Below are 23,134 nucleotides of genomic sequence, written 5' to 3' on the forward strand. Positions count from 1 at the left end.
ACGCCGGAGACGTCCACCGTCTCCGGATACTTCAGCCCCGCCCCGGTGTTCAGCACCACCACCCGCTCCCCGGCCCGGATCCAGCCGCCGGCGCGCAGGTGCCGGGCGGCGGAGAGGCAGGCCGCCCCCTCCGGGCAGAGCAGCAGCCCCTCCCGGCGGGCGAAGTTTCGCAGGTCGGCCAGGATCTCCGCGTCGTCGACGGCGAGCGCCGTGCCGCTGCTCTCCCGCAGCGCGGCCAGGATCAGCTCGTCGCCCAGCGGCGCGGGGACGGTGATGCCGAAGGCGACGGTGTGCGCGTCCGCCCAGGGCTCCGCCCGGTCCTGTCCGGCGGCGAACGCCCGCACCACCGGGGCGCACCCGGTGGACTGCACCGCGACCAGGCGGGGGAGCTTGTCCTCCACCCAGCCCAGCTCACGCAGCTCGTGCATGGCCTTGTGGATGCCGATCAACCCGACCCCGCCGCCGGTCGGATAGATGATCACGTCGGGCACCTGCCAGCCGAGCTGCTCGACGATCTCGTACCCCATGGTCTTCTTGCCCTCCAGCCGGTACGGCTCGCGCAGCGTGCCCGCGTCGAAGACCGTCCCGCCGGAGTCGGCGACCAGCTTCGTCACCCACCGGCCGGCGTCGCTGATCAGCCCGTCCACCAGGCGCAGGTCCGCGCCCGCGGCCAGGCACTCCCGCCGGCAGATGGTCGGCGCGTCCAGCGGCATGGCGATGGTCGCGCCCAGGCCGGCCCGGGCCGCGTATGTGGCCCAGGCCGCCCCGGCGTTGCCGTTGGTCGGCATGGCGATCCGCTCGACGCCCAGCTCCCGGGCCCGGCTCACCCCCACCGCCGCGCCGCGCGCCTTGAACGACCCGGTCGGCGTCAGCCCCTCGTCCTTGACGATCAGGTCCGGGATGCCGATCTCCGCCCCGTACGACGGCGCGCGCAACAGCGGCGTCCAGCCCTCGCCCAACGTGGTGACGTGCCGCTCGTCGGCCACCGGCAGCACCTCGCGGTAGCGCCACAGGTCGGCCGGGCGCAGGCCGAACCGCTCCGGCGTCACCGCCTCGGCCACGGCCGCGAGGTCGTAGCGGGCCAGCAGCGGCGAGCCGCACCCACACAGGTTGGCCGGTCGGTCGGCGTCGTGCTCCCGTCCGCAGCGCGGGCACTCCAGGTGGGTCAGGTACACGATGCTCCTCGCCGTCAGCCTGCCTCGATGCTGAGCCAGCGGCGGCTGCGGCGGCCCGGCTCGTAGATCGAGTCCAGCCGCTTGGCCACCACCCCGGGCAGCCCCTGCCCGCGGGCCGTGTCCAGCGCCTCGGCGCCGGCGCCGGGGAACCACGGCGGAGTCTGCCAGTGCGGCCCGGCCAGCGCCAGACCGTCGAGCAGCTCCCGGCGCTGCGCGTACGGCACGTCGAGGCTGGTCACGCCCTCCAGCCAGAGCAGATCGAAGAGCAGGAACTGCGCGTCGGGGCCGGCCCGACCCGTCCGGGCCGGACGGACCCGGCCGGCGGGATCGATCCGGACCAGGACGCCGTCCAGCACGGCCTCCGTCGGGGCCAGCGCCTCGGCCATGTCCCGCAGCCAGGGGTACCCGCCGGTGACGTCCTCGTCGGTCTCCGACAGCAGCCGCAGCCGGCCGCCGGAGACGTACGCCATCGCCCGTACGCCGTCCCAGCGCAGCTCGTAACCCCACTGGGAGCTGTCGCCGGGCAACCGGCCCGACGGGGTGGGGTGCATCGGGCGGACCAGCTCCGGCATGCTCGTCCAGCCGGGCGGGGGCGGGTCGGTGCGGCGGACCATCCAGTCCCGCCCGTCGCGGCCGCCGGTGGCGAAGAGGACGTAGCGGCCGCTGGTGCGCGCGCCGTGCAGCACCACGATCACCTCGTCGTCGCGCCACTTCTCGCACTGGTAGGTGCCCCGGTCGTGCACGGTCATCGTCCCGCCGCCGTACTCGCCGGCCGGGATCTCGCCGTGGAAGTCGAGGTACTCCATCGGGTGGTCCTCGGTGTGCACGGCCAGGTGGTTGCGCCCGGTGTCGCGGGGCAGGCCGCGCGGCACCGCCCAGGAGGCGAGCACCCCGTCGTGCTCCAGCCGCAGGTCCCAGTGCAGCGCGCGGGCGTGGTGCTGCTGGATCACGAACCGGGCCTCGCCGGCCTTCCGCCGCCGGCGCGGCCGCTCCGGCGGCACCGGTTCCGGGGTACGTGCCGCGTCCCGCTTGCGCCGATACTCCTCCAGACGGTCCGCCACACCGGCATTCTCCGGCAAACCGCCCGGCTCCGCCGGTTGCCCGGTTCCGGGGCATGTCACCGGCGATCACGGGTAGAACGGCGGTATGGACCAGCACCTCGACCAGCCCAGCGCCCTGCTCCCCGGCGACGTCCGGATGCCGCTGCTCGGCTTCGGCACCTGGCAGGCCACCGGCCAGGCCGGTTACGACGCCGTGCTGGCCGCCCTCGACGCCGGCTACCGGCACATCGACACCGCCACCATGTACGGCAACGAGGAGGAGGTCGGCCGGGCGATCAAGGAGAGCGGGCTGCGCCGCGAGGACATCTTCATCACCACCAAGCTGCCGCCGGACCGGGTGGGGCGGGAGCGGGAGACCATCGAGGCCAGTCTGCGCGCGCTCGACATCGATCACGTCGACCTCTGGCTGATCCACTGGCCGCCGTCCTCGCCGGCCGACAGCATCCCGGTGTGGCGGGAGTTGCTGGCGGCCCGGGACGAGAACCTGACCCGGGCGGTCGGGGTGAGCAACTACAGCACCGCTCAGATCGACGAGCTGATCCAGGCCACCGAGGAGACCCCGGCGGTCAACCAGATCCGCTGGAGTCCGTCGCTGTACGACCGGCAGCGCCACGTCGCGCACCGCGACCGGGGCGTCGTGCTGGAGGGCTACAGCCCCTTCAAGACCAGCGACCTCTCCGATCCGGTGCTGACCCGCATCGCCGCCGCGCACGGCGTGTCGCCTGCCCAGGTGGTGCTGCGCTGGCACATCGACCACGAGATCGTGGTCATCCCCAAGTCGGTCACGCCGGAGCGGATCAGGGCCAACGCCGATATCTTCGATTTCTCCCTGACGGCCGAGGAGATGCGCGACATCGACGCGCTCGGCGGCTGACCGACCAGCGCCTTTACCACTCTGGTTGTGCTCCCGCCAGGTGTCGAAGAGTGGAATGCCCCGCCGATTCGGTCGAGGTCGCCGAATCGTTCAGATGAACGGCTGCGCATTCATTCGTACTGGTGTACGAATTCGGTGGTGAGTCGCTCCCGGCGGGCCGCTCACCTGCATCGATGGACGGTTCGGGGGAGTGTCGACGGGGCGGTGACGGGGTTTTCCGTACCGACCCGGCTCGACACAACTGCCCGACTTGCCGGGTGTTGCTGAGGGCGCCGAGGCGACTCCCGTGGCGATGGCGGTCTCCGGGGTCGGATCTCGGCGCGGCGCATCTCAGCCTTGTTGTGCTCGCGGTATTTCCTGTGCCCGAGGCGCGCCCCTCGACGTGTGCTGGGTGGAATTGCATTCCTCGCCTTTCGCATTGACATGACTGCATTCCATTGACTCCTTTCCGCGTTGAGGTCGGTCCTGTTGGTGGCCGGCCGACACGTCCGGGCTGAAGCCCTACGAACAGCCAGGACTCCGTTCAGTGACGGGAGTCGGCGATAAGTCCGGATCGCCACCTTCATCCTCACAGTTCGTGACCATGCTTGTGCAGCGTGCTCCGCGCTCCCTACAGTCCCGGTGCACACACAACTGGACACTCACGGGGGAGGATTCGTGGCACGTCGGAAGACTGCCACCGTCCGTTCATGTCTTGCGGCAGGCGTTGCGGTGATGACGGCGGTCGCATTGTTCGGCATTTCGGGAGAACCGGCGGCGTACCTCGCCGCCGGCCCGGATGGCGTGACGGGTGGCGTGGAAAACAGGTCCGACGAGGCGGTGTCCCTGCGGACCGCCCGCGAGACCGGCAAGCCGGTGCAGGTCAAGAGCCTCACGTCGGAGACGACGGAGGTCTTCGCGCTACCGGACGGACAGTTCCGGGCGGACATCGCCACGGGCATGCAGCGGTTCCGCCGGGGCGGTGACTGGATCCCCGTGGACCTCACCCTCAAGGCGGCGGCGGACGGGTCCGTCGCCCCCGTGGCGCACCCCAACGACCTGCGGATCTCGGGCCCGGCCGGCGCCGGCCAGCACGAGTTGGCCGCGGTCGGCACCGGGGCGGACCGGGTGGCGATGGGCTGGTCGGGCGCGCTGCCCGCGCCGGTCCTGCACGGCAACCGGGCGACCTACGTGGACGCCCGCCCCGGCGTGGACCTCGTCGTCGAGGCGACCCGAACGGGCTTCGAGCAGTTCCTGGTCGTGAAGACCCGCGCCGCCGCCGCCCAGGTCGAGTCGGTCACCTTCCCGTTCACCGGACCGGGTGTCGCCGGATCGAGCCGCGGAGCGGACGGCTCGATCGCGATCACCGACCGGGCCGGCAAGCAGACCGCCCGCATCCCCGCCCCGCTGATGTGGGACGCGAAGAAGAACATCACCGGTGCGCCCGCGGTGGAGAAGTCCGTCCGCGCCGAGCTGGCGAAGCGCGGCGACGCCGTCGAGCTGACCCTGGCCCCGGACCGCGCCTGGCTGCGCGACCCGGCCACCGCGTACCCGGTGACCATCGACCCGACGGTCAACCCGCTCGGCACGACGTTCGACACGTACGTCCGGCAGACGGTGACCACCGACCAGAACCAGGAGGCCGACCTCCAGATCGGGCTGCTGGCCACCACCCCCGCCACCCTCACCCGGTCGTTCCTCACCTGGGACACCACGGTCCTGGCCGGTAAGCAGATCAACTCGGCGACGGTCTCGTTCTGGAACTTCTGGTCGCACACCTGCACCGCGACCTCGTGGGAGATCTGGACCACCGCCCCGTCGACCTACACCACGACGTTCACCAACCAGCCCGCGTGGGACACCGTCGGTCCCGACGCCCGGTCCACCGCCACCGCTGGTGGCGGCTCGGGCTGCACCAGCGCCGACGCCTGGGCCAACATCGACGGCAAGACCTTCTTCCAGAAGGCCGCCACCGCGAACAAGACCCGGGCCGGCATGGGCGTACGGGCCACCGACGAGACGGTGACCGCCGGCTTCAAGCAGTTCCGGTCCCGCGAGGGCGCCAACGCCGCCGAGGACCCGAAGGCGACGGTCACCTACAACTCCTGGCCGACCGTCACCGCCCGGTCCACCGTCCCGACCACCAGCTGTGTCACCGGCTCCGGCCGGCCGGCGGTCAACACGCTGACGCCGCAGCTCAAGGCCACTGTCTCCGACGGTGACGGCACCGCGATGACGGTCACTTTCGAATGGTGGGCGATGGACGCCGGCGTGCCCATCGGCTCGGCTGTCTACAGCAGCGTGGCCTCCGGCGCGACCGCCGCGACCACCGTCCCGGCCGGCGCCTTCGTCGACGGTGGCATCTACGGCTGGCGGGTCAGGCTGACGGACGGCATCGTCACTGACACATCGCCGTTCTGTGAAATGCAGGTCTACACGACCGTCGCACCGGTCACCGGCTGCACCGGCGGGACCGACAGCGACTTCAACGGCGACGGAGCCACCGACATAGCGATCGCCGATCCCGAAGCGGCCGTCAATGGCCTCGTCCGAGCTGGTCAGGTCCACGTGACCTACGGTGGCGGCACTACGGTGCACACTCTCCAGGAGGGTACGGCCAAGGTTCCCGGCGCTCCCGAGGCGGGCGACAAATTCGGCCAGTCGATTACCGCGTACGACGCCAACAACGATGGCTGCACCGACCTCGCGGTCGGTGTACCGAACCAGGACGTCAGCAGCCAGTCCGACGCCGGTGCGGTCTACGTGCTGCTCGGATCCCCGACAGGGCTCGCCCAGGGGCCGGCCGCGCTGGTCTATCACCAGGACGTCACTGACGCACCGGACACCGCCGAGCCGAATGACTGGTTCGGCTACGCGGTAGCCGGCAGCCGGACCGCCAGCGGTGAGCCCTACCTGGTCATCGGCGTACCTGGCGAAAGCCTTACCACCGGTGCGGTGACCGGAATCGTGCACTACATCCGTGGAAACCGGAACGTGGCGATGAGCCAGGGCAGTGGCACCGGCATCCCCGGCGGCATCCCGGGGTCGGCCGAAATCGATGACCGCACCGGCTACGCTGTCGCCGCCTCCAAGTACCACTGGGCGGTCAGCTCGCCGGGCGAGGCAATCGTCAACGAGGCGTTCGCCGGAGCCGTCAGTGTCTTCAGCAACACACTGACCAACGGCCTGCCCACGCTCGCCGCCGCGCTGACTCAGGATGCGGTGAACCAGGCCGGTACGGCCGTCTCCGACGTGTCGGAGGCTAACGACAACTTCGGCAAGTCGATCTCAATCACGCCGGACCTCTGGACCACGAAGTCCGTGCTGGTCGTCGGCGTGCCAGGTGAGGACCTCACGGTCTCCGGCAGCGCGAAGACGGACGCCGGGCTCGTGCACCGCTTCCAGGTGACCACCGTCGAAAATACCTTCACCGAGCTGCCGACGATCAGTTACGCCCCCGAGGAGGGGGACTACGCCGGGGAGAAGGTCTTGGTGACGCGCGTGCCGCCGGCGGAAGAGTACGGCGACCCCACCATGTTCGTCGCGATCGGTGTCCCGGGTGGGGAAGTCGACGGCACCCAGGACGCCGGGCTGGTGCGGGTCTTTCCCGCGTCGGCCGACCCGATCGCCACCCCGGTCACGATTGAGCGCACCGGCGCGAGCCTGCCGGGCAGCACCCGGGCGCGGGAGCTCCTGGGCACTTCGCTGGCCGCCACCTCGCAGCGGCTGCTGGTCGCCACGCCGTACGGCAGCGACGCCGTCTACGGCTTCGCGTGGTCGAGCCTGGCCGGCGGGTCGGCGGCGCCCACCGAGACCTGGCTGCCCGGTGTGAACGGCTTCCCGGCCAGCACCAGCACGTTCGGGGAGGCGATCGGCTGATGGACCGCACAGATTCGTACAGTTCAACGGGGGAGGACCTGAGGGTGGCCCGTCGTTCGAGAAAGCGGGGCCGGCTCTTCACGCTGGGCCTCATGGTGGGCCTCGCCGGCCTGCTCTCCACCACGGTCTACGCCGACAACGCGGACCGGTCACCGGCCACCGCGCCGGTGGCGGCGGTGGAGGAGAACCCGGTCCGGGAGACCGAGGCGGAGGCCCTACTGGCCGCCGAATCGCTCGGCCAGCCGGTCGAGGTGCTCGCCTTCCGCACCGAGTACCGGGACGTCTTCGCGCAGCCGGACGGCAACCTGATCGCCAACGAGCACAACCAGCCGGTGCGGGTGGTCCAGGGTGACGCCTGGGTCCCCACCGACGCCACGCTGGCGCAGAACGTCGACGGGACCATCACCCCCAGGGCCGCGCTCATCGACATGCGGATCTCCACCGGTGGGACGAACCCGCTGCTGGTGGTCCGCAAGGACGACCAGGTGATGACCCTCACCTGGCCGTACACCCTGCCGGCGCCGGTGCTCAACGGCGACCAGGCCGTCTACCCGGAGGTCTTCAAGGACGTCGACCTCGTGGTCAACATGACGGTCGAGGGCTTCTCCCACGTGATCGTCCTGAAGACCCCCGAGGCGGCGAGCACGCCAGAGCTGCAGGGGCTCAAGCTTGGCGTCACCGGGGAGAACCTGACCATCCAGGAGACGGCCGAGGGTGGTGTCGTCGCGCTGGACCCGGCCACCGGGAACCCGGTGCTGGAGGCCGACCAGCCGACCATGTGGGACAACGGCACCCCGGGCGGTGACGGGGGCGCCACCACGACGGCCAGCGCACAGAAGACGACCCCCGGCACGCTGGCCGCGGAGTCGACGACCGACGCCACGGTCGCCGGCGAGACCGACCTGGAGACGGCGCGTGGCCCGGAGGACAGCTCGACGGTCGCGCCGATGGATCTGAGCTACGCCAACGGTGCGCTGACCCTCACTCCGGACGCCGCCATGCTCGCCGACCCGGACACCAACTGGCCGGTCTACCTGGACCCGGTCTGGCAGGCCACGACCAACAGCTCGTGGGCCATGGTGGACAGCGGCTATCCCAACGAGGAGTACTGGAAGTTCGACGGCAAGCGGCACGAGCGGATCGGGCTCTGCCCGGAGCTGTGCAACAGCTCCAAGGTCAAGCGGGTCATCTACACCCTCTCCACTCCATACTCGGGCAAGACGATCCTGAGCGCCGAGTTCCGGGTCACCATGCAGCACGCCTGGAACTCGACCCCGCAGGACGCGCAGCTCTACCTGCTGCCGAAGACGATCAACTCCTCGACGAACTGGAGCAACCAGCCGGGCGGGTCGAGCTGGAGCACCGGCGCCAACTGGCTGGACACCAAGGCGCCCTCCAGCACGCAGTCGACCTGCACCTCCAATAACCAGAACGCCGCCTGGAACGCCAAGGAAGCCGTGCAGTTGGCGGCGGCGAACGGCTGGAGCAACGTGACCCTCGGCCTCAAGGCGGAGAACGAGGGCAACTACCAGCACAGCAAGCGCTTCTGCGACAACGCCGTGCTCTCGGTGAAGTACAACCGCGCCCCGCTGATCCCGGCCCTGTCGGAACTCAGCTCGGACCCGGGTGGTGCCTGCGTCTACGGCTCCGGCGCCCCGTACGTGTGGAAGATCCCGAAGCTGTCCGCCGTGCTCCGCGACCCGGACCACTCCTCGGCCCACACCGAGCAGCTCAAGGCCGAGTGGCGGTTGACCTGGCGCGCTCCCGGGGCCACGGCCGACACCGTGCGGTCGTACCCGACGACGTTGCTGAAGGCCAGCGGGTCGATCTTCACGCTCACCGCGCCCGCGGACATCCCGCAGAACGTCGTCGTCTCCTGGGACGTCCGCGCGTCGGACAACACCAGTTGGGGGCCGTGGAGTTCCGACGGCACCCGTAACCCCTGTCAGTTCATCTACGACGCGACCAAACCCGCCCCGCCGGACGTCGACTCGCCGGACTTCCTGCCCGACGACGCGGACGACAAGGGCTCGCCCGACTGCGCGACCGACGCGGACTGGCACGAGAAGCTCGGCCTGGTGACCAGCTTTACCTTCGACTCCGCCGCCACCGACGTGGTCGAGTACCGGTGGGGCTTCAACACCAACCCGTCGTCCGTCAACAGCATCAAGCCGGCGACGGCCGGCGGACCGTCCACCATCCAGTGGACGCCGACCAAGGAAGGTCCCTGGACGCTCAACGTCATGGCGGTCGACAAGGCCGGCCTGGGCAGCTCCATCGCCTCCTGCACGTTCCGGGTCGGCAAGCGTCCGCCGGTGGCCCAGTGGTCCTATTCAGAGGTGGCCGGGTCGAAGAAGGCGGAGGATTCGCTGGAGGGCCACGACGCCGTGCCCGGCAGCGGTGTCACCTTCGGCGTACCGGGTCCCGGTGGTCAGTTCGACACGGCCGTGGCGCTGGACGGCACCGGCAACGGCTACCTGAAGACCACCGACACCCAGGTCCTGGACACCTCGCGCAGCTTCACGGTGACCGCCTGGGTCCGCACCTCGGATCCGGCCCGGCGGCAGACCATCGTGAGCCAGGACGGCACGGGCGAACCCGGGTTCAGCCTCGGCACGGACGGCGGCCACTGGGTGTTCCGGATCCCGGCCAACGACGTGATCTCGCTGGGTGAGTGGCGGGTCTTCTCGACCGGCGCCACCCCGACCCCGGTCACCACGGCGTGGACCCACCTCACCGCCTCGTACGACGAGTCCACCAAGAAGATCTCCCTCCTGGTGAACGGGAGCAACCTGTACACCGCCGACCGGCGGTCGCAGACCAAGTCGCGGGGGGCCGTCCAGTTCGGTCGGCGCATGGTCAAGGGTGGCTACGCGGACAGCTGGATCGGTGAGCTGGCCGACGTGGCGCTCTTCGACCGGCCGATCCTCTCCTCCGAGGCCAACGGGCTGAAGCAGACGGCCCTCGACCGGGCGGCGTACTGGCAGCTGAACAGCGCCTCGGGCACGGACAGCCCGGAGTTCGGCACCAAGCCGGCGATGGTCCTCGGGCCGGAGGCGTCGATCTACAAGAGCACCTTCCCGCCCACCGCCCCGATGCTGGGCTCGGGTCACCTGAAGCTGCTCGCCAAGTCGACCAGCTACGCGAGCACCACGCTCAACGCCAACATGACGAGCAGCTTCACCGTCACCGCCCGGGTCAAGCTCACCAGTAGCTGCAAGGGCACCCCCATGACGCTCTTCTCCCAGAAGGGCGTGCACAACAGCTCGATCATCGTCCGGTGCAACAACGACGGCCTGTACGAGCTAGCCGTGCCGGGGGCCGACACGCCGGACGCAGCCGTCCAGTTGGCCCCGGCCGAGGACACCGCGCCGAAGACCATCACCAAGGGCGACCTCGTCGCGCTGGTCTACAACGGCTACACGCACGAGTTCCTGCTCTACGTGAACGCCACGGTGATCAGCTCGCTCCAGCTCACCGAGCCGTTCAACGCCACCGGTGGGCTGCAACTGGGCCGGGCCTTCATCGGCGACCAGTTCCGGGAGCCCCTCTCCGGAGCCATCGACGACGTCCGCGTCTACAACGGCGTCGCCGAGAAGAACCTACTCCAGCGGTTGAACCTCACCGTCAAGGAACAGTCGGACCTCTGATCCCACCGGCCGTCGGGCCGCCTTCCCAAAGGCGCGACGGCTCCTTCCGCTTTCCCGACCACCCGTGGAGGGTTGATGTTCTCCCGACAACTGGTCGCCTCCGGCGTGCTGCAACGCCGGATCAAGCGACCCGTGTCCTGGGCGATGGCCGGCGTGATGAGCCTGACCTTCATTCAGGCCGTCGAGATGCCCGCCGCTGCCGCCCAGGGCGGCAGCCGCCCCAAGACCGCCGACTCCAACAAGGTCCTGCCCAAGCGGGACCCCCTGCCCGTCAAGCCGAGGAAGCCGGACGCCGCCGAGGCGGCGGCGACCACCAAGCCGTCACGGGTCGACTGGCCCGCCGCCGGTGCCGCCGAGATCGCCGTGCCAGCCCCCGCCTCGGGTGACGCCCGGACCCTCGCGCCGGGCACCGCACGCACCGCCAAGGCGGGCGGGCTCACCGTGTCGGTCGCTGCGGCGCCCACTCCCGGCACCGTGGGCGGCGCTTCCGGCACCGAGAGAAGGGCCGCCCCAGCCGCACCGCTCGGCAAGGTCCGAGTCGAGGTGCTGGACCACGGGACGCCCAGCGGGCCAAGGTCGACGGGCCGGTCGTACGGGTCGCCCGCACCGACGGGCAGCCCGCCCCTGGCGACGTGCGACTCTCCGTCGGGTACGAGGGGCTGGTCGGTGCCTTCGGCGGCGACTTCGGCAGCCGGCTACGGCTGTCCCGGCTGCCCGAGTGCGCCCTGCGCACCCCTGAGCGCAGGGACTGCGCCGCCCAGCCGCTGCCGACGGTCAACGACGGCGAGAGCCACAGCGTCTCGGCCGAGGTGACCGCCACGGCGAGCACCGGCAGCCTCTACGCGCTGACCGCCGGCGACTCGTCCTCCCAGGGCGACTACTCCGCGACCAAGCTCGCTCCCTCCTCGGAGTGGTCGGTGGCCCCCTCCACCGGCGGCTTCTCCTGGTCGTACCCGCTCCGGACGCCCCCGGTGCCCGGTGGCGGAGGACCGGGCATCACGCTGGCCTACTCCTCGCAGTCGGTCGACGGCCGCACCTCGACCACCAACAACCAGGGTTCCTGGATCGGTGAGGGCTTCAGCTATGAGCCGGGGCACATCGAGCGCCGCTACAAGGCCTGCGCCGACGACGGCCACAGCGAGGTCGCCGACCAGTGCTGGGCGTACGAGAACGCCACCATCCTGCTGAACGGCAAGTCGACCGAGCTGATCAAGACCGCCAGTGGCTGGAAGTTCGGCTCAGACGACGGTTCGAAGGTCGAGAAGCTCGCGGGCACCAGCAACGACGACAATGACGGCGAGTACTGGCGGGTCACCACCACCGGCGGCACGGAGTACTACTTCGGCCTCAACCGCCTGCCCGGGTGGGTCACCGGCAAGGAGGAGACCGGATCGACGTGGACCGTCCCGGTCTACGGCGACGACGTCAACGAGCCGTGCAACAAGACGGCGTTCGCCGACTCCTACTGCAACCAGGCGTGGCGGTGGAGCCTCGACTACGTCAAGGACCGCCACGGCAACGTCACGTCCTACTTCTACGGGCGGGAGAGCAACTGGTACGCCCGCGGCAACCGCACCGACCTCAACGGGGTCGAGTACCACCGCGCCGGCTGGCTGAAGCGGATCGACTACGGCCAGAAGGACGGCCAAGTCTACTCCACCAACGCCCCGGCCCGGGTGCGTTTCGACACCGTGGAGCGCTGCCTGCCCACCGGCACCATCGACTGCGACCCGCAGGATCTGAACACCACCACCGCGCCGTACTGGCCGGACGTCCCGTGGGACCGCAACTGCGCCAAGGACACCAAGTGCAAGACCGACCAGATCACCCCGACCTTCTGGACCCGGAAGCGCCTGGTCGGCATCACCACGGAGATCCGCGGTGTCAGCGGCTGGACCGGGGTCGACACCTGGAAGCTCGACCACCTGCTCACCGACAACGGTGACGGCAGCCGCACGCTCTGGCTCAACAAGATCACCCACACCGGCCTGGTCGGCGGCAGCGCCGCCATGCCGAGCGTGGAACTCGCCGGCCTCCAGTTGCCCAACCGGATCGACCGGACCGGCGATTTCATCGCACCGCTGATCCGCTTCCGCCTGGCGACGGTCTACACCGACACCGGCGGGCAGGTGGACGTCAACTACGCCGAACCGGACTGCACAGAGAGCACCCTTCCTACCGAGGGCAGGAGCACCCGTCGCTGCTACCCGGTGAAGTGGAACCCGCTGGGCAGCGGTGACCAGATCACCGACTGGTTCCACAAGTACGTGGTCGGCGCCGTGGTGGAGACCGACCGCACCGCCCGCTCGCCGGACATGGTCACCAAGTACGACTACCTAGACGGTGCCGCCTGGCGGAAGGCGAAGCCGGACGGGCTCGGTGACCCCAAGGATCTCACCTGGAGCGACTGGCGCGGCTATGGCCGGGTCCAGGTCACCAAGGGCGACGGCCAGACGCAGACCACCAAGACCGAGTACCGCTACCTGCGCGGCATGCACGGGGACGACGACCCGGACAGCACCAACCCCCGGTCGGTCACCGTGACCGACTCGACCGGCGGCACCTACACCGACTACGACGAGCTCTCCGGCTTCGAGTACGAGAGCAAGACGTTCGACGGTGCCACCGAGATCAGCAAGACGATCAAGACGCCGTGGCGGTACAACACCGGCAGCGAGACCCACACCTGGGGCACCAGCGGGTCGTACTTCGTCAACACCGCCAGCACGCGGGGCTACACCGCGCTGGCGGCCGGCGGCTGGCGGCAGACGAAGACCAGCACGACCTTCGACACCACCTCCGGTCTCGCTACCCGGACCGAGAACGAGGGCGACGTCGACGTCACCGGTGACGAGGCGTGCACCCGGACGACCTACGTCACCGACGTGACGACCTACGGCGACAACAAGCCGGTCTACGTCAAGGACCTGGTCGCCGAGGTCGAGTCGGTGTCGGTGAGGTGCTCCGCGGCCCCGAACCGGGCCACCCAGGTCCTCACCGACGACCGCACCTTCTACGACGCGCAGGCGCTGGGCAAGGCGAAGGTCACCGGCAACGCGACCCGGACGGAGCGGCTGGCCAAGCACGACGGCACCACGGCGACCTACGCCCGGGTGGCGGAGGGCACCTTCGACGGCTACGGGCGACCGCTGACGGCGACCGACGCCGTCGGCTCGGTCACCACCACCAGCTACGTCGACACCAATGGCCTGACCACGCAGGTCACCGAGAAGAGCCCGCTCGGCTACGAGACGGTCACCAATTACGCCCCCGCCTGGGGCAGCCCGGTGCAGCAGGTCGACCCCAACGGGATGAAGAGCGTCCTGGAGTACGACCCGCTGGGCCGGCTGTCCAAGGTCTGGATGCCGGACCGCACCGGCGTCAGCGGCCTGACCCCGAACACCAAGTACACCTACCTGATCCGCACCGACAAGCCGGCGGCGGTCAAGACCGAGAAGCGGCAGAACGACGGCTCGTACAGCGTCGAGTACCAGCTATACGACAGCCTGCTCCGGCCCCGGCAGGTGCAGACCGAGGGTCCGAACGGCACCCGGATGATCGCCGACACCTTTTACACCCCGACCGGTCAGATCGATCGGACGTATGACACGTACCAGGTGGCGGGTGCGCCGACTGACGTGATCTACCCGGCTGTGCCGGCTGATATGACCGGCCAGACGGCGTTCGTGTACGACGGCGCCGATCGGGTGACGGCCAAGATCTTCCTGGACGGCATCACCGAGAAGTGGCGCACCACCACCACCTACGGCGGTGACCGGGTTTCGGTCGACCCGCCGGACGGCGAGACGCCGCGCACCACCGTCACCAACGCGCTCGGGCAGACCACCCAGCTGTTCCAGTACAAGGGCAACAGCCCTACCGGGACGTACGACAAGACCGAGTACACGTACACCCCTTCCGGCCAGCTCGCGACGGTGAAGGACTCGCTCGGCAACCAGTGGGAGAACCGGTACGACCAGCGGGGCCGCAAGACGGAGTCGATCGACCCGGACGCTGGGCACTCGTACTACTCCTACGACGACCAGGACCGGCCGACGGTCATCACCAACGGCGTCGGTGCCTCGGTCAGCTACCGCTACGACGCGATCGGCCGCAAGACCGCCACGTACAAGGGCAAGGACCCCAATACGGGCCAGTTGCTCAGCGCCTGGCAGTACGACCTGGAAATGCTGGGGCAGCTTTCCTCCACCACCCGTTACACCGCCGACGGGGGTGAGTACGTCACCTACTACGGCGCCTACGACGAGTTCTATCGTCCACACGAGACGTATTACCAGGTGCCGGAGCAGGCGGGCACCGAGATCGCCGGCCTGTACGGCTTCGGCACGGAGTTCAACTTCGACGGCACGGTGCAGTCGATCGGCATGTCGGAGGGCGGCGGCCTGCCGTTCGAGTCGATCGCCTACACCTACGACTCGTTGGAGCGGCTGAAGAGCACCGCCAGCGACGTGCCGTACGTCACCGACGTCTCGTACGCGGCGACCGGTGAGGTGCTCCAGTCCGAGGTGCAGCTCGGCACGAAGAAGACCTGGTCGACGTACGAGTACGAGCGGGCGTCGAAGCGGCTGAGCCGGGTCCGGCTCGACCGCGCCGGCGCTCCGGTGATCGACATCGACGCCCGGTACAGCTACGACCCCGCGGGCAACATCACCCGGATCACGGACACGCCCACCGGCACCCGGGACGTGCAGTGCTTCACCTACGACTACCTGCGCCGGATGGAGCGGGCTTGGACGTCGGGGAGCACGGCCACCGACCCCTGCGCCGGCGGCCCCAGCGTCACCGGGTTGGGCGGGGTGGCCCCGTACCACCACTTCTACACCTTTGACGCGACGGGCAACCGCAAGACCGAGACCCAGTACGCCGCGGACGGCACCTCGCTGCTGGAGCGCAGCTACGAGACCCCGCTGCCCGGCCAGGCCAGGCCGCACACCGTCAACAAGCTGACCGAGAAGACCCCGTCCGGGGACCGGCTCTACACCTACGAGTACGACAGCGCCGGCAACACCACCAAGCGCACGAAGGTCGGCGAGGACCAGACCCTGGTCTGGGACGCCGAGGGCAACCTCGAGTCGGTCACCGCCAACAGCAAGACGACCTCCTTCGTCTACGACGTCGACGGCTCCCGGATCCTCCGCAACGAGCCCGGCACGACGACGCTCTACCTGCCGGGCATGGAGATCCGGCTCAACACCACCACCCGCTCCACGGACGGCACCCGCTACTACCCGGTCCCGGGTGGCGGCAGCATCGTCCGCAAGCTCAATGGCGTCCACTACGTCGCGCCGGACCACCACGGCACCGGCCAGGCGGTCGTCGACGAGGCGGGAGCGATCGTCAGCCGGCGGACCACGCCCTACGGGGAGTCCCGCGGTACGCCACCCGGACCGGGGCAGTGGCCCACCGAGAAGGGCTTCGTCAACGGCAACCAGGACAGCAGCACCGGCCTGGTGAACATCGGCGCCCGCGAGTACGACCCGGTGCTCGGCCGGTTCATCTCGATCGACCCGGTGATCGACGTCAACGACCCGCAGCAGATGCACGGGTACGCCTACGCCAACAACAACCCGATCTCGTTCTCCGACCCGGACGGCCTGCGGGCCTGCTCGGACGACGCCTGTGGTCCGGGCGCCGACTACGAGGACATGTACGGCAACTACCACGACGTGCCCGGGCACAACGACGGTTGCCACGGCTGCTCGGGTGCGTACGACCCGCACGCGCCGGCCGAGAACCACCCGCGCGTCAAGAACGGTGGTGGCCCTGACCCGGCCGCGGCTGCGGAGCGGGCCCGGCAGGCGCGCATCGCCAAGGCGAAGGCCATCCTCCTCGAGGCGGGCAAGGAACTCGCCAAGATCGCGATGGACGAGCTGGGCATCACCGACGCCTTGAACTGCTTTACCAAGGGTGATGTCGGTGGCTGTGTCAGCACGGCGATCACGATCGCCAGCTCCTTCGTGGGCGGCATGCTGGGCAAGCTCGCCACCAAATACGGCGCGCCCTGGAAGTGGAAGAAGGGCTACGAGCTCGGCGTCCGGGTGAAGAACCTGCTCGGCAAGCTCATCGACGGGGTCAAGGACTTCTTCAAGGCGTCGAAGGCATGCCACAGCTTTGCCCCCGGCACGCTGGTCCTCCTAGCCGATGGCTCGCTGCGTCCCATCGAGGAAGTTCAAACCGGTGACCGTGTGGTGGCCGTCGATCCCGAGACGGGCGAGGCTGCGGCGCGAGACGTCGTCGCTACATACATCAACTTCGACGTCGACTTGACGGACCTGACCCTGGTGGGAACGAGCGGTGGTCAGAAACTGATCCACACCACCTCCCATCATCCCTTTTGGAGTATGGACAGGCAGCGGTGGGTGGATGCTGGCAACCTCAAGCAGGGCGAGCGACTGCTGACGATCGACAAGTCGTTGGTCCGGGTCGAGCACGTCACGTCCTACAGCGGCGGACGGCGGATGCATGACCTCACCGTGGAGAAGGCCCACACGTATTTCGTGAGTGTCGATGGTGTGTCTGTCCTGGTCCACAACGTCCGCGGAAAGGGCTTGAGGCCTGACTACGATGCCGTCGGGGAGCACACCACGTTCGTTCGCGACGGTACGACTGGTCAGGTGAAGAAGTGGGCGACGTGGCGTCCGCAAACCAACCCGAACAATCCTGCGCCCTGGGAGATGGTCGAGCGCTTCGACCTTCAGGGCCCGGCTCACACCAACGCGGACGGAACTAAAGTTCCTACACCTCACATCAACAGCCCTAACGGGGGCGATGCGCGGCCCGCGCAACCGTGGGAGATTCCTGGAAGCGGAGCGTCATGTCCGATCTAACCTTCCTTCAGTCGTGGTTCAAGCGGAACTGTGACGAGGACTGGGAGCACGAGTACGGGATTCGAGTCGAGTCCACGGACAACCCAGGCTGGAGTGTCGAGGTGGATCTAGTTGACACGGACGTGGAAGGGCGGCTGCTGAGTCGGCAGAAATTGACGCCGGACGCAGGGCGATGGGCCTGGGTCTGGTCCGACGGCGACTGCTTCCACGGGGCCTGTGACCCCCTTTCGTTGGATGTGGTGCTACGACAGTTCCGCGCCTTCGTCGAGGAGCAAGGCCCGATGGTGTCCGAAGAAGGCGGCCGATAGAGGCGATTCGGAAGCCTGAGAGCGGGAGGCTCGCTACTGAAGTGAGCAGCGAGCCTCCCGCTGCGGCCTCGGTCTTGTCGAGGCCGCCCGCCTGGACCGTGTGACGGCCACCCTTCCCTCCGACCGCGGTGCTCGGATCACGACACGAGCCAGGGGCGTGACCATCCAGGTCACGCCCCTTGCTCGTACGCCTGGGATCAGGCCTTGGTGCAGGTGACCCCGTTTAGGACGAAACTGCTCGGGGCGGAGAACGCCCCGCTCAGCGTCGCCTGGTAGCCGAAGTTGGTCGAGGCCCCCGGCGACAGGGTGCCGTTGTAGCTGACGTTCTTCGCGGTGATCGCGGACCCGCTCTGCGTCACGGTCGCGTTCCACGCGCTGGTGACCTGCTGCCCCGAGGGCAGGTTGTATGTCAGATTCCACCCGTTGATCGTCCCGGACCCCGTGTTGGTGATCGTCACGTCGGCCGTGAACCCGTTGTTCCACGCGTTCGGCGTGTATTTCACCGTGCACCCGCTACCGGTCGGCGGAGGAGTGGTCGGCGGGGGCGACGACGGCGGGGGAGTGGAGCCGCCGCCGTTGACGCTGGCCGAGAAGGAGGTCACTCCGAGCCCCGCGCCGCCCTGCCACGGCTCGAACCCGGCCTGGATGCTGGTCAGGTACCAGCTGCTGGTGATCGCGCCGCGGTTCTTCACGTCGTTGATGAAGTCGAGGACGCTGAAGTTCATGCTCGTGATCGGCGACGGTGCGACGTACGAGATGACGTTGTTGGAGCCGTTGCTGCCCCGCCAGACCTCCCAGGTCCGGCCGGCCAGGGTGGTGGTCCCGACCGGCGAGCCGATCGGCTGGATCGAGCCCTGGCGGTTGAGCCAGATCATGATCTCCATCTGGTTCACCCCGTCCTTCTTCGGCGTGGGGTCGAGCCAGATGTCGTACGAGGCGTTGTAGATGGCTCCGCTGACGTACTTGTAGGTGATGCTGCTGGTGGCGCTGCTGATCTGGCTGACCTGGATCGGCAGGTTGGTACCGGGGGAGCAGTTGGTGTAGTGGCAGCCGAAGAAGACCGACGGGTACGCGGTGGGGGCGCCGTTGGTGGGGTTGCTGCCGTTCTGGGTGGTGATCTCGAAGCCGGTGCTGGTGACGTTGATGCACTGCTGGGCGGTGGTGCCCCAGCGGTTGTTCTGCACGACGTACCGGTTCTGGATCACGGTGGAGCCGAACTGCTCGCAGATCTGGGTGTCGGCTGAGGCCGTGCCGCCGAGCGCGACGGCGACCAGCGATCCGGCGGCCAGCAGGCCGGCGGCGGCGATGGCGCGGAGTGGACGTTTCATCATGCTCCTCGGGATGCCGGCGTGGGGGCGCCGGACCGGACGGGGGATGGGCGCGGGAGCGCTCCCACATTCATTCGACACATTTACATGTCTGCAACAAGAGTGCAACCGGACCGGCTTTCCGAACCCGACCGGACGGCAAGGGGCGACCCAGCGGAACTTCCACGGTGCTTCCGCGTCGCGCCCTCGCAGACGGGCGAAGCCGCAGCTCAGTCGGGGGAGTGGAAGGCGTCGGCGTACCGGGGGATGGTGGGTCGGCCGGGCGGCGACGTGAATCGTTTACGCGAATGGCGATGCGGGTCCGAGGGTCGTGCGCGCCAGGGCCGATCAGGCCTACCGTGGGTCAATCGCGCGGAGTAGTGTCTTGCCTCCAACGCGTGCCGATCCCCCCTCCGGAGGCGTACACCACCATGGGTGGCTCCCCCCTGCGCATCCTTGTCGTCGGCGCGGGCATCGCCGGTCTGGCCGTCGCCCGGGCCTTGCGGATGGCGGGTTTCCGGCCGGACGTCACCGAGAAGCTGCCCCCGAACGAGCTGGTCGAGACTGGTCTCTATCTCCCCGGCAATGCCGACCGCGCGCTGCGTCGGCTCGACCTGGACGGCCCGGTCCGCCGGCTCGGCCAGGTGATCCACCGCCAGCGCTTCCTGGACGCGGCGGGCGAACCGCTCTGTGAGGTTGATCTCGACGCGCTCTGGTCCGGCGTCGGCGAGTGCCGGGCGCTCCTCCGGCGCGACCTCTACCAGGTGCTGCTCAGCGGCGCCGGCGGCGCGGTGCGGCACGGCGCCGAGGTCAGCGCCGTCGAGCTGCTGCCGGCCGGCGTCGGGGTCACCTTCACCGACGGCACCGGCGGCGAGTACGACCTGGTGATCGGTGCCGACGGACCCCGTTCGGCGGTACGTTCCCTGGCCGCCCTCGGCGGGCCGCCCCGCCCCGCCGGTCAGGTGGTCTACCGGGGCGTGGTGCGCGACGGTCCGGAGGTCACCGACTGGACGGCCCTGCTCGGGCAGCGCGCCGGCTTCCTGGTGGTGCCGATCGGCGCGGGCCGGCTGTACTGCTACGCCGACGAGGCCGGCACGGTCGCCCCGGCCGATCCGGGCGCGCGGCTGCGCGAGCTCTTCGGGGAGTACGGCGGACCGGTGCCCGCCGTGCTCGACGCGCTGCACGACGTCCAGGTGGGGCTCACCGACGAGGTCGAGCTGGGCCGCTGGCACCACGGGCGGGTGCTGCTCGTCGGCGACGCCGCGCACGCCACCGCGCCGACGCTGAGTCAGGGCGCGGCGATGGCGCTGGAGGACGCGGTGGTGCTCGCCGAGTCGCTGACCGCGGCCGGCAGCGTCGAGGCGGCGCTGGTGGCGTACGAGAGTCGCCGCCGTCCCCGTACCCGATGGGTGCGGGACCGGACCCGGGACCGCAACCGGACCCGGGACGTGCCGCCGGCGCTGCGCGACCCGCTGCTGCGCGGGCGCGGTGGTCGGATCTTCCGCGAGCACTACCGGCTGCTCGTGGACCCGCTGTAGAGCGGCCGTCCATCCTGCCGCACCACCCCCAGCGGCGTACCCACCTGCCGGGGACTATCCTCCTTGCGGATGACGGCTCGCAGATGACATGCGCGTGCCGAGCGGGACAACCGAGAACCGGAGGCCATTCGTGACCACCGTCGCACCCAAGCCGGTCGTGACCCGGCCATGGCCGGTCCGAGAGCCGGTCAAGGGGTCGGCCATCGCGCGGCTGCTGCGCACCACGGACGCGAAGCAGATCGGGATCATGTACATGGTCACCGCGTTCGCGTTCTTCATGGTCGGTGGCCTGATGGCCCTGATCATGCGTGCCGAGCTGGCGCGGCCGGGCATGCAGTTCCTGTCGCCCGAGCAGTTCAACCAGCTGTTCACGATGCACGGCACGATCATGTTGCTCTTCTTCGCGACGCCGATCGTGTTCGCGTTCGGCAACTATGTGGTGCCGCTGCAGATCGGCGCGCCCGACGTGTCGTTCCCCCGACTGAACGCCTTCGCCTACTGGCTGTACCTCTTCGGCGGCACCATGGCCACCGCCGGCTTCATCGCCCCGGGTGGGGCGGCCGACTTCGGCTGGACGGCGTACACGCCGCTGAGCACCATGGAGCACTCGCCGGGCGTGGGCGCCAACATGTGGGTGGTCGGGCTGGCGATCTCCGGTCTGGGCACGATCCTCGGCGCGGTCAACATGATCACCACGATCCTGACCCTGCGCGCCCCGGGCATGACCATGTTCCGGATGCCGATCTTCACCTGGAACCTGCTGGTCACGAGCCTGCTGGCGATCCTGGTCTTCCCGCTGCTGGCTGCCGCGCTCTTCGCGCTCGCCGCGGACCGGCTGATCGGCGCCCACGTGTACGACCCCGCCACCGGCGGGCCGATGCTCTGGCAGCACCTCTTCTGGTTCTTCGGTCACCCCGAGGTGTACATCATCGCGCTGCCGTTCTTCGGCATCATCAGCGAGATCATCCCGGTCTTCTCCCGGAAGCCGATCTTCGGCTACAAGGGTCTGGTCGCCGCGACCATCGCCATCGCCGCGCTGTCGATGAGCGTCTGGGCGCACCACATGTTCGTCACCGGTCAGGTGCTGCTGCCGTTCTTCAGCTTCCTGAGCTACCTGATCGCCGTGCCGACCGGTATGAAGTTCTTCAACTGGATCGGCACCATGTGGCGGGGCCAGATCAGTTTCGAGACGCCGATGCTCTGGGCGGTCGGCTTCCTGGTGACGTTCCTCTTCGGTGGCCTCACCGGCGTGCTGCTGGCCGCCCCGCCGCTCGACTTCCACGTCTCCGACTCGTACTTCGTGGTGGCGCACTTCCACTACGTGCTCTTCGGCACGATCGTGTTCGCCGTCTTCGGCGGCATCTACTTCTGGTTCCCGAAGATGTTCGGCCGGATGCTCGACGAGCGGCTCGGTAAGATCCACTTCTGGCTGACCATGATCGGCTTCCACACCACCTTCCTGGTGCAGCACTGGCTCGGCGCCGAGGGCATGCCGCGCCGGTACGCCGACTACCTGCCCGGCGACGGCTTCACCACGCTGAACACGATCTCCACGATCGGCGCGTTCATGACCGGTATCTCGACCCTGCCGTTCATCTGGAACTGCTGGAAGTCGTACAAGACCGGCCCGGTGGTCGAGGTCGAGGACCCGTGGGGCCACGGCAACTCGCTGGAGTGGGCGACCAGCTCCCCGCCGCCCCTGCGCAACTTCGACCGGATGCCGCGGATCCGCTCCGAGCGGCCGGCCTTCGACCACAAGTTCCCGGAGCTGGCCGCCGGCCACAGCCTGGCCGGTCCGCCGGAGGGTGGCTCCAAGCCGCTCACCAGCGAGTCCGACGGTGGCGCCAGCTACCGCGAGGACACCGCGAGCAACGTCGACCGCTGACGCGCCGCACGCGACACCGACGACGGGCGCCGCACCCCACCAGGGGTACGGCGCCCGTCGCCGTTCCGGCTCGCGCCGGCGTCGGTCGTCGCGTTCCGGTCTGGGCGGCGCCCGGTTGCCGTTCTGGCTCGGATCGGCGTCGGCTGTGGCCTTCCGGTCTGGGTGGCGCTCGGTTGGCCGGTCCGGCTTGGGTGGCGCTCGGTTTGGCCAATCCGGTTCCGGGTGGCCCTCGGTCTGGCCGGTCCGCTGTGGGCGGCGGCGTCCGCCTCGGTTTCCGGGCCGGGCTCACCTGGCGCGCTGGCCGCGCGGCGCGAACAGCTCGTCCGCTCGACCCCGGCGCGCTGGCCACGGCGATATCGGTGGATCGCCGACCGTCACGCCCGCCGGGAGGCGGATGCGCTCATGAGCGATATGCCTGAGAGGCATAAATATGCCTCTCAGGCATATCGCTCAATCGGTGGATCGCCGACCGTCACGCCCGCCGGGAGGCGGATGCGCTCATGAGCGATATGCCTGAGAGGCATAAATATGCCTCTCAGGCATATCGCTCATCGGGTATGTGTCCGACCGCCGCGACACGCCGACCCGGGGGGCCACCGCGACACGCCCGACCCCACCCCCGACGCCCCG

Annotated in this window: 9 protein-coding genes and 1 pseudogene; 7 read left to right on the top strand and 3 right to left on the bottom strand. The window is 69.4% G+C overall.

The window, feature by feature from the left end:
* A partial coding sequence (locus JNW89_RS05315; RefSeq protein ID WP_238447939.1) for a threonine synthase occupies positions 1-1,175 on the bottom strand: 1,175 nt, incomplete at its 3' end.
* A 14-nt stretch (positions 1,176-1,189) separates the two neighbouring features.
* Positions 1,190-2,236 (bottom strand): DNA polymerase ligase N-terminal domain-containing protein, encoded by a 1,047-nt coding sequence (locus JNW89_RS05320; RefSeq protein WP_238447940.1) that lies wholly within the window; start codon positions 2,234-2,236, stop codon positions 1,190-1,192.
* Between the two features lie 85 nt (positions 2,237-2,321).
* On the opposite strand from JNW89_RS05320, the gene JNW89_RS05325 reads away from it, so the two are divergent.
* The 5 genes and pseudogenes from JNW89_RS05325 to JNW89_RS38565 all read left to right on the top strand — a co-directional run bounded on the left by JNW89_RS05325 (position 2,322) and on the right by JNW89_RS38565 (position 17,774).
* A complete protein-coding gene (locus JNW89_RS05325) occupies positions 2,322-3,110 on the top strand; it encodes an aldo/keto reductase (RefSeq protein ID WP_238447941.1) in 789 nt (262 codons plus the stop codon).
* A gap of 714 nt (positions 3,111-3,824) precedes the next feature.
* A complete protein-coding gene (locus JNW89_RS05330; RefSeq protein WP_238447942.1) occupies positions 3,825-6,968 on the top strand; it encodes a hypothetical protein in 3,144 nt (1,047 codons plus the stop codon).
* A 92-nt stretch (positions 6,969-7,060) separates the two neighbouring features.
* Positions 7,061-10,618: a LamG-like jellyroll fold domain-containing protein gene (locus JNW89_RS05335; RefSeq protein ID WP_238447945.1), complete on the top strand. Its 3,558-nt coding sequence runs from the start codon at positions 7,061-7,063 to the stop codon at positions 10,616-10,618.
* A gap of 75 nt (positions 10,619-10,693) precedes the next feature.
* Positions 10,694-17,187 (top strand): annotated as a pseudogene (locus JNW89_RS05340) (polymorphic toxin-type HINT domain-containing protein); the annotation flags it as partial.
* A gap of 266 nt (positions 17,188-17,453) precedes the next feature.
* Entirely contained in the window at positions 17,454-17,774 is a 321-nt protein-coding gene (locus tag JNW89_RS38565) for an Imm53 family immunity protein (protein ID WP_375155053.1), read from the top strand.
* Between the two features lie 197 nt (positions 17,775-17,971).
* Here JNW89_RS38565 and JNW89_RS05345 read toward each other — a convergent pair whose 3' ends face one another.
* Positions 17,972-19,102: a cellulose binding domain-containing protein gene (locus JNW89_RS05345; RefSeq protein ID WP_238447943.1), complete on the bottom strand. Its 1,131-nt coding sequence runs from the start codon at positions 19,100-19,102 to the stop codon at positions 17,972-17,974.
* 410 nt (positions 19,103-19,512) lie between these two features.
* Here JNW89_RS05345 and JNW89_RS05350 point away from each other — a divergent pair, with 410 nt between their 5' ends.
* Both JNW89_RS05350 and ctaD read left to right on the top strand, forming a co-directional pair.
* Positions 19,513-20,619, top strand: a complete 1,107-nt coding sequence (locus JNW89_RS05350; RefSeq protein ID WP_238447946.1) for an FAD-dependent monooxygenase — start codon at positions 19,513-19,515, stop codon at positions 20,617-20,619.
* A gap of 130 nt (positions 20,620-20,749) precedes the next feature.
* The gene (gene ctaD / locus JNW89_RS05355) at positions 20,750-22,504 is read left to right on the top strand and encodes a cytochrome c oxidase subunit I (protein WP_238447944.1); all 1,755 of its coding nucleotides are present in this window, start codon (positions 20,750-20,752) and stop codon (positions 22,502-22,504) included.
* Positions 22,505-23,134: the final 630 nt, after the last annotated feature.

Source organism: Micromonospora sp. 4G55 (assembly GCF_016803375.1).

Coding starts and splice junctions, on each gene's coding strand:
- JNW89_RS05325 (WP_238447941.1), top strand. CDS start 2,322: ATGGACCAGCACCTCGACCAGCCCAGCGCCCTGCTCCCCGGCGACGTC.
- JNW89_RS05330 (WP_238447942.1), top strand. CDS start 3,825: ATGACGGCGGTCGCATTGTTCGGCATTTCGGGAGAACCGGCGGCGTAC.
- JNW89_RS05335 (WP_238447945.1), top strand. CDS start 7,061: ATGGTGGGCCTCGCCGGCCTGCTCTCCACCACGGTCTACGCCGACAAC.
- JNW89_RS38565 (WP_375155053.1), top strand. CDS start 17,454: ATGTCCGATCTAACCTTCCTTCAGTCGTGGTTCAAGCGGAACTGTGAC.
- JNW89_RS05345 (WP_238447943.1), bottom strand. CDS start 19,102: ATGAAACGTCCACTCCGCGCCATCGCCGCCGCCGGCCTGCTGGCCGCC.
- JNW89_RS05350 (WP_238447946.1), top strand. CDS start 19,513: ATGGGTGGCTCCCCCCTGCGCATCCTTGTCGTCGGCGCGGGCATCGCC.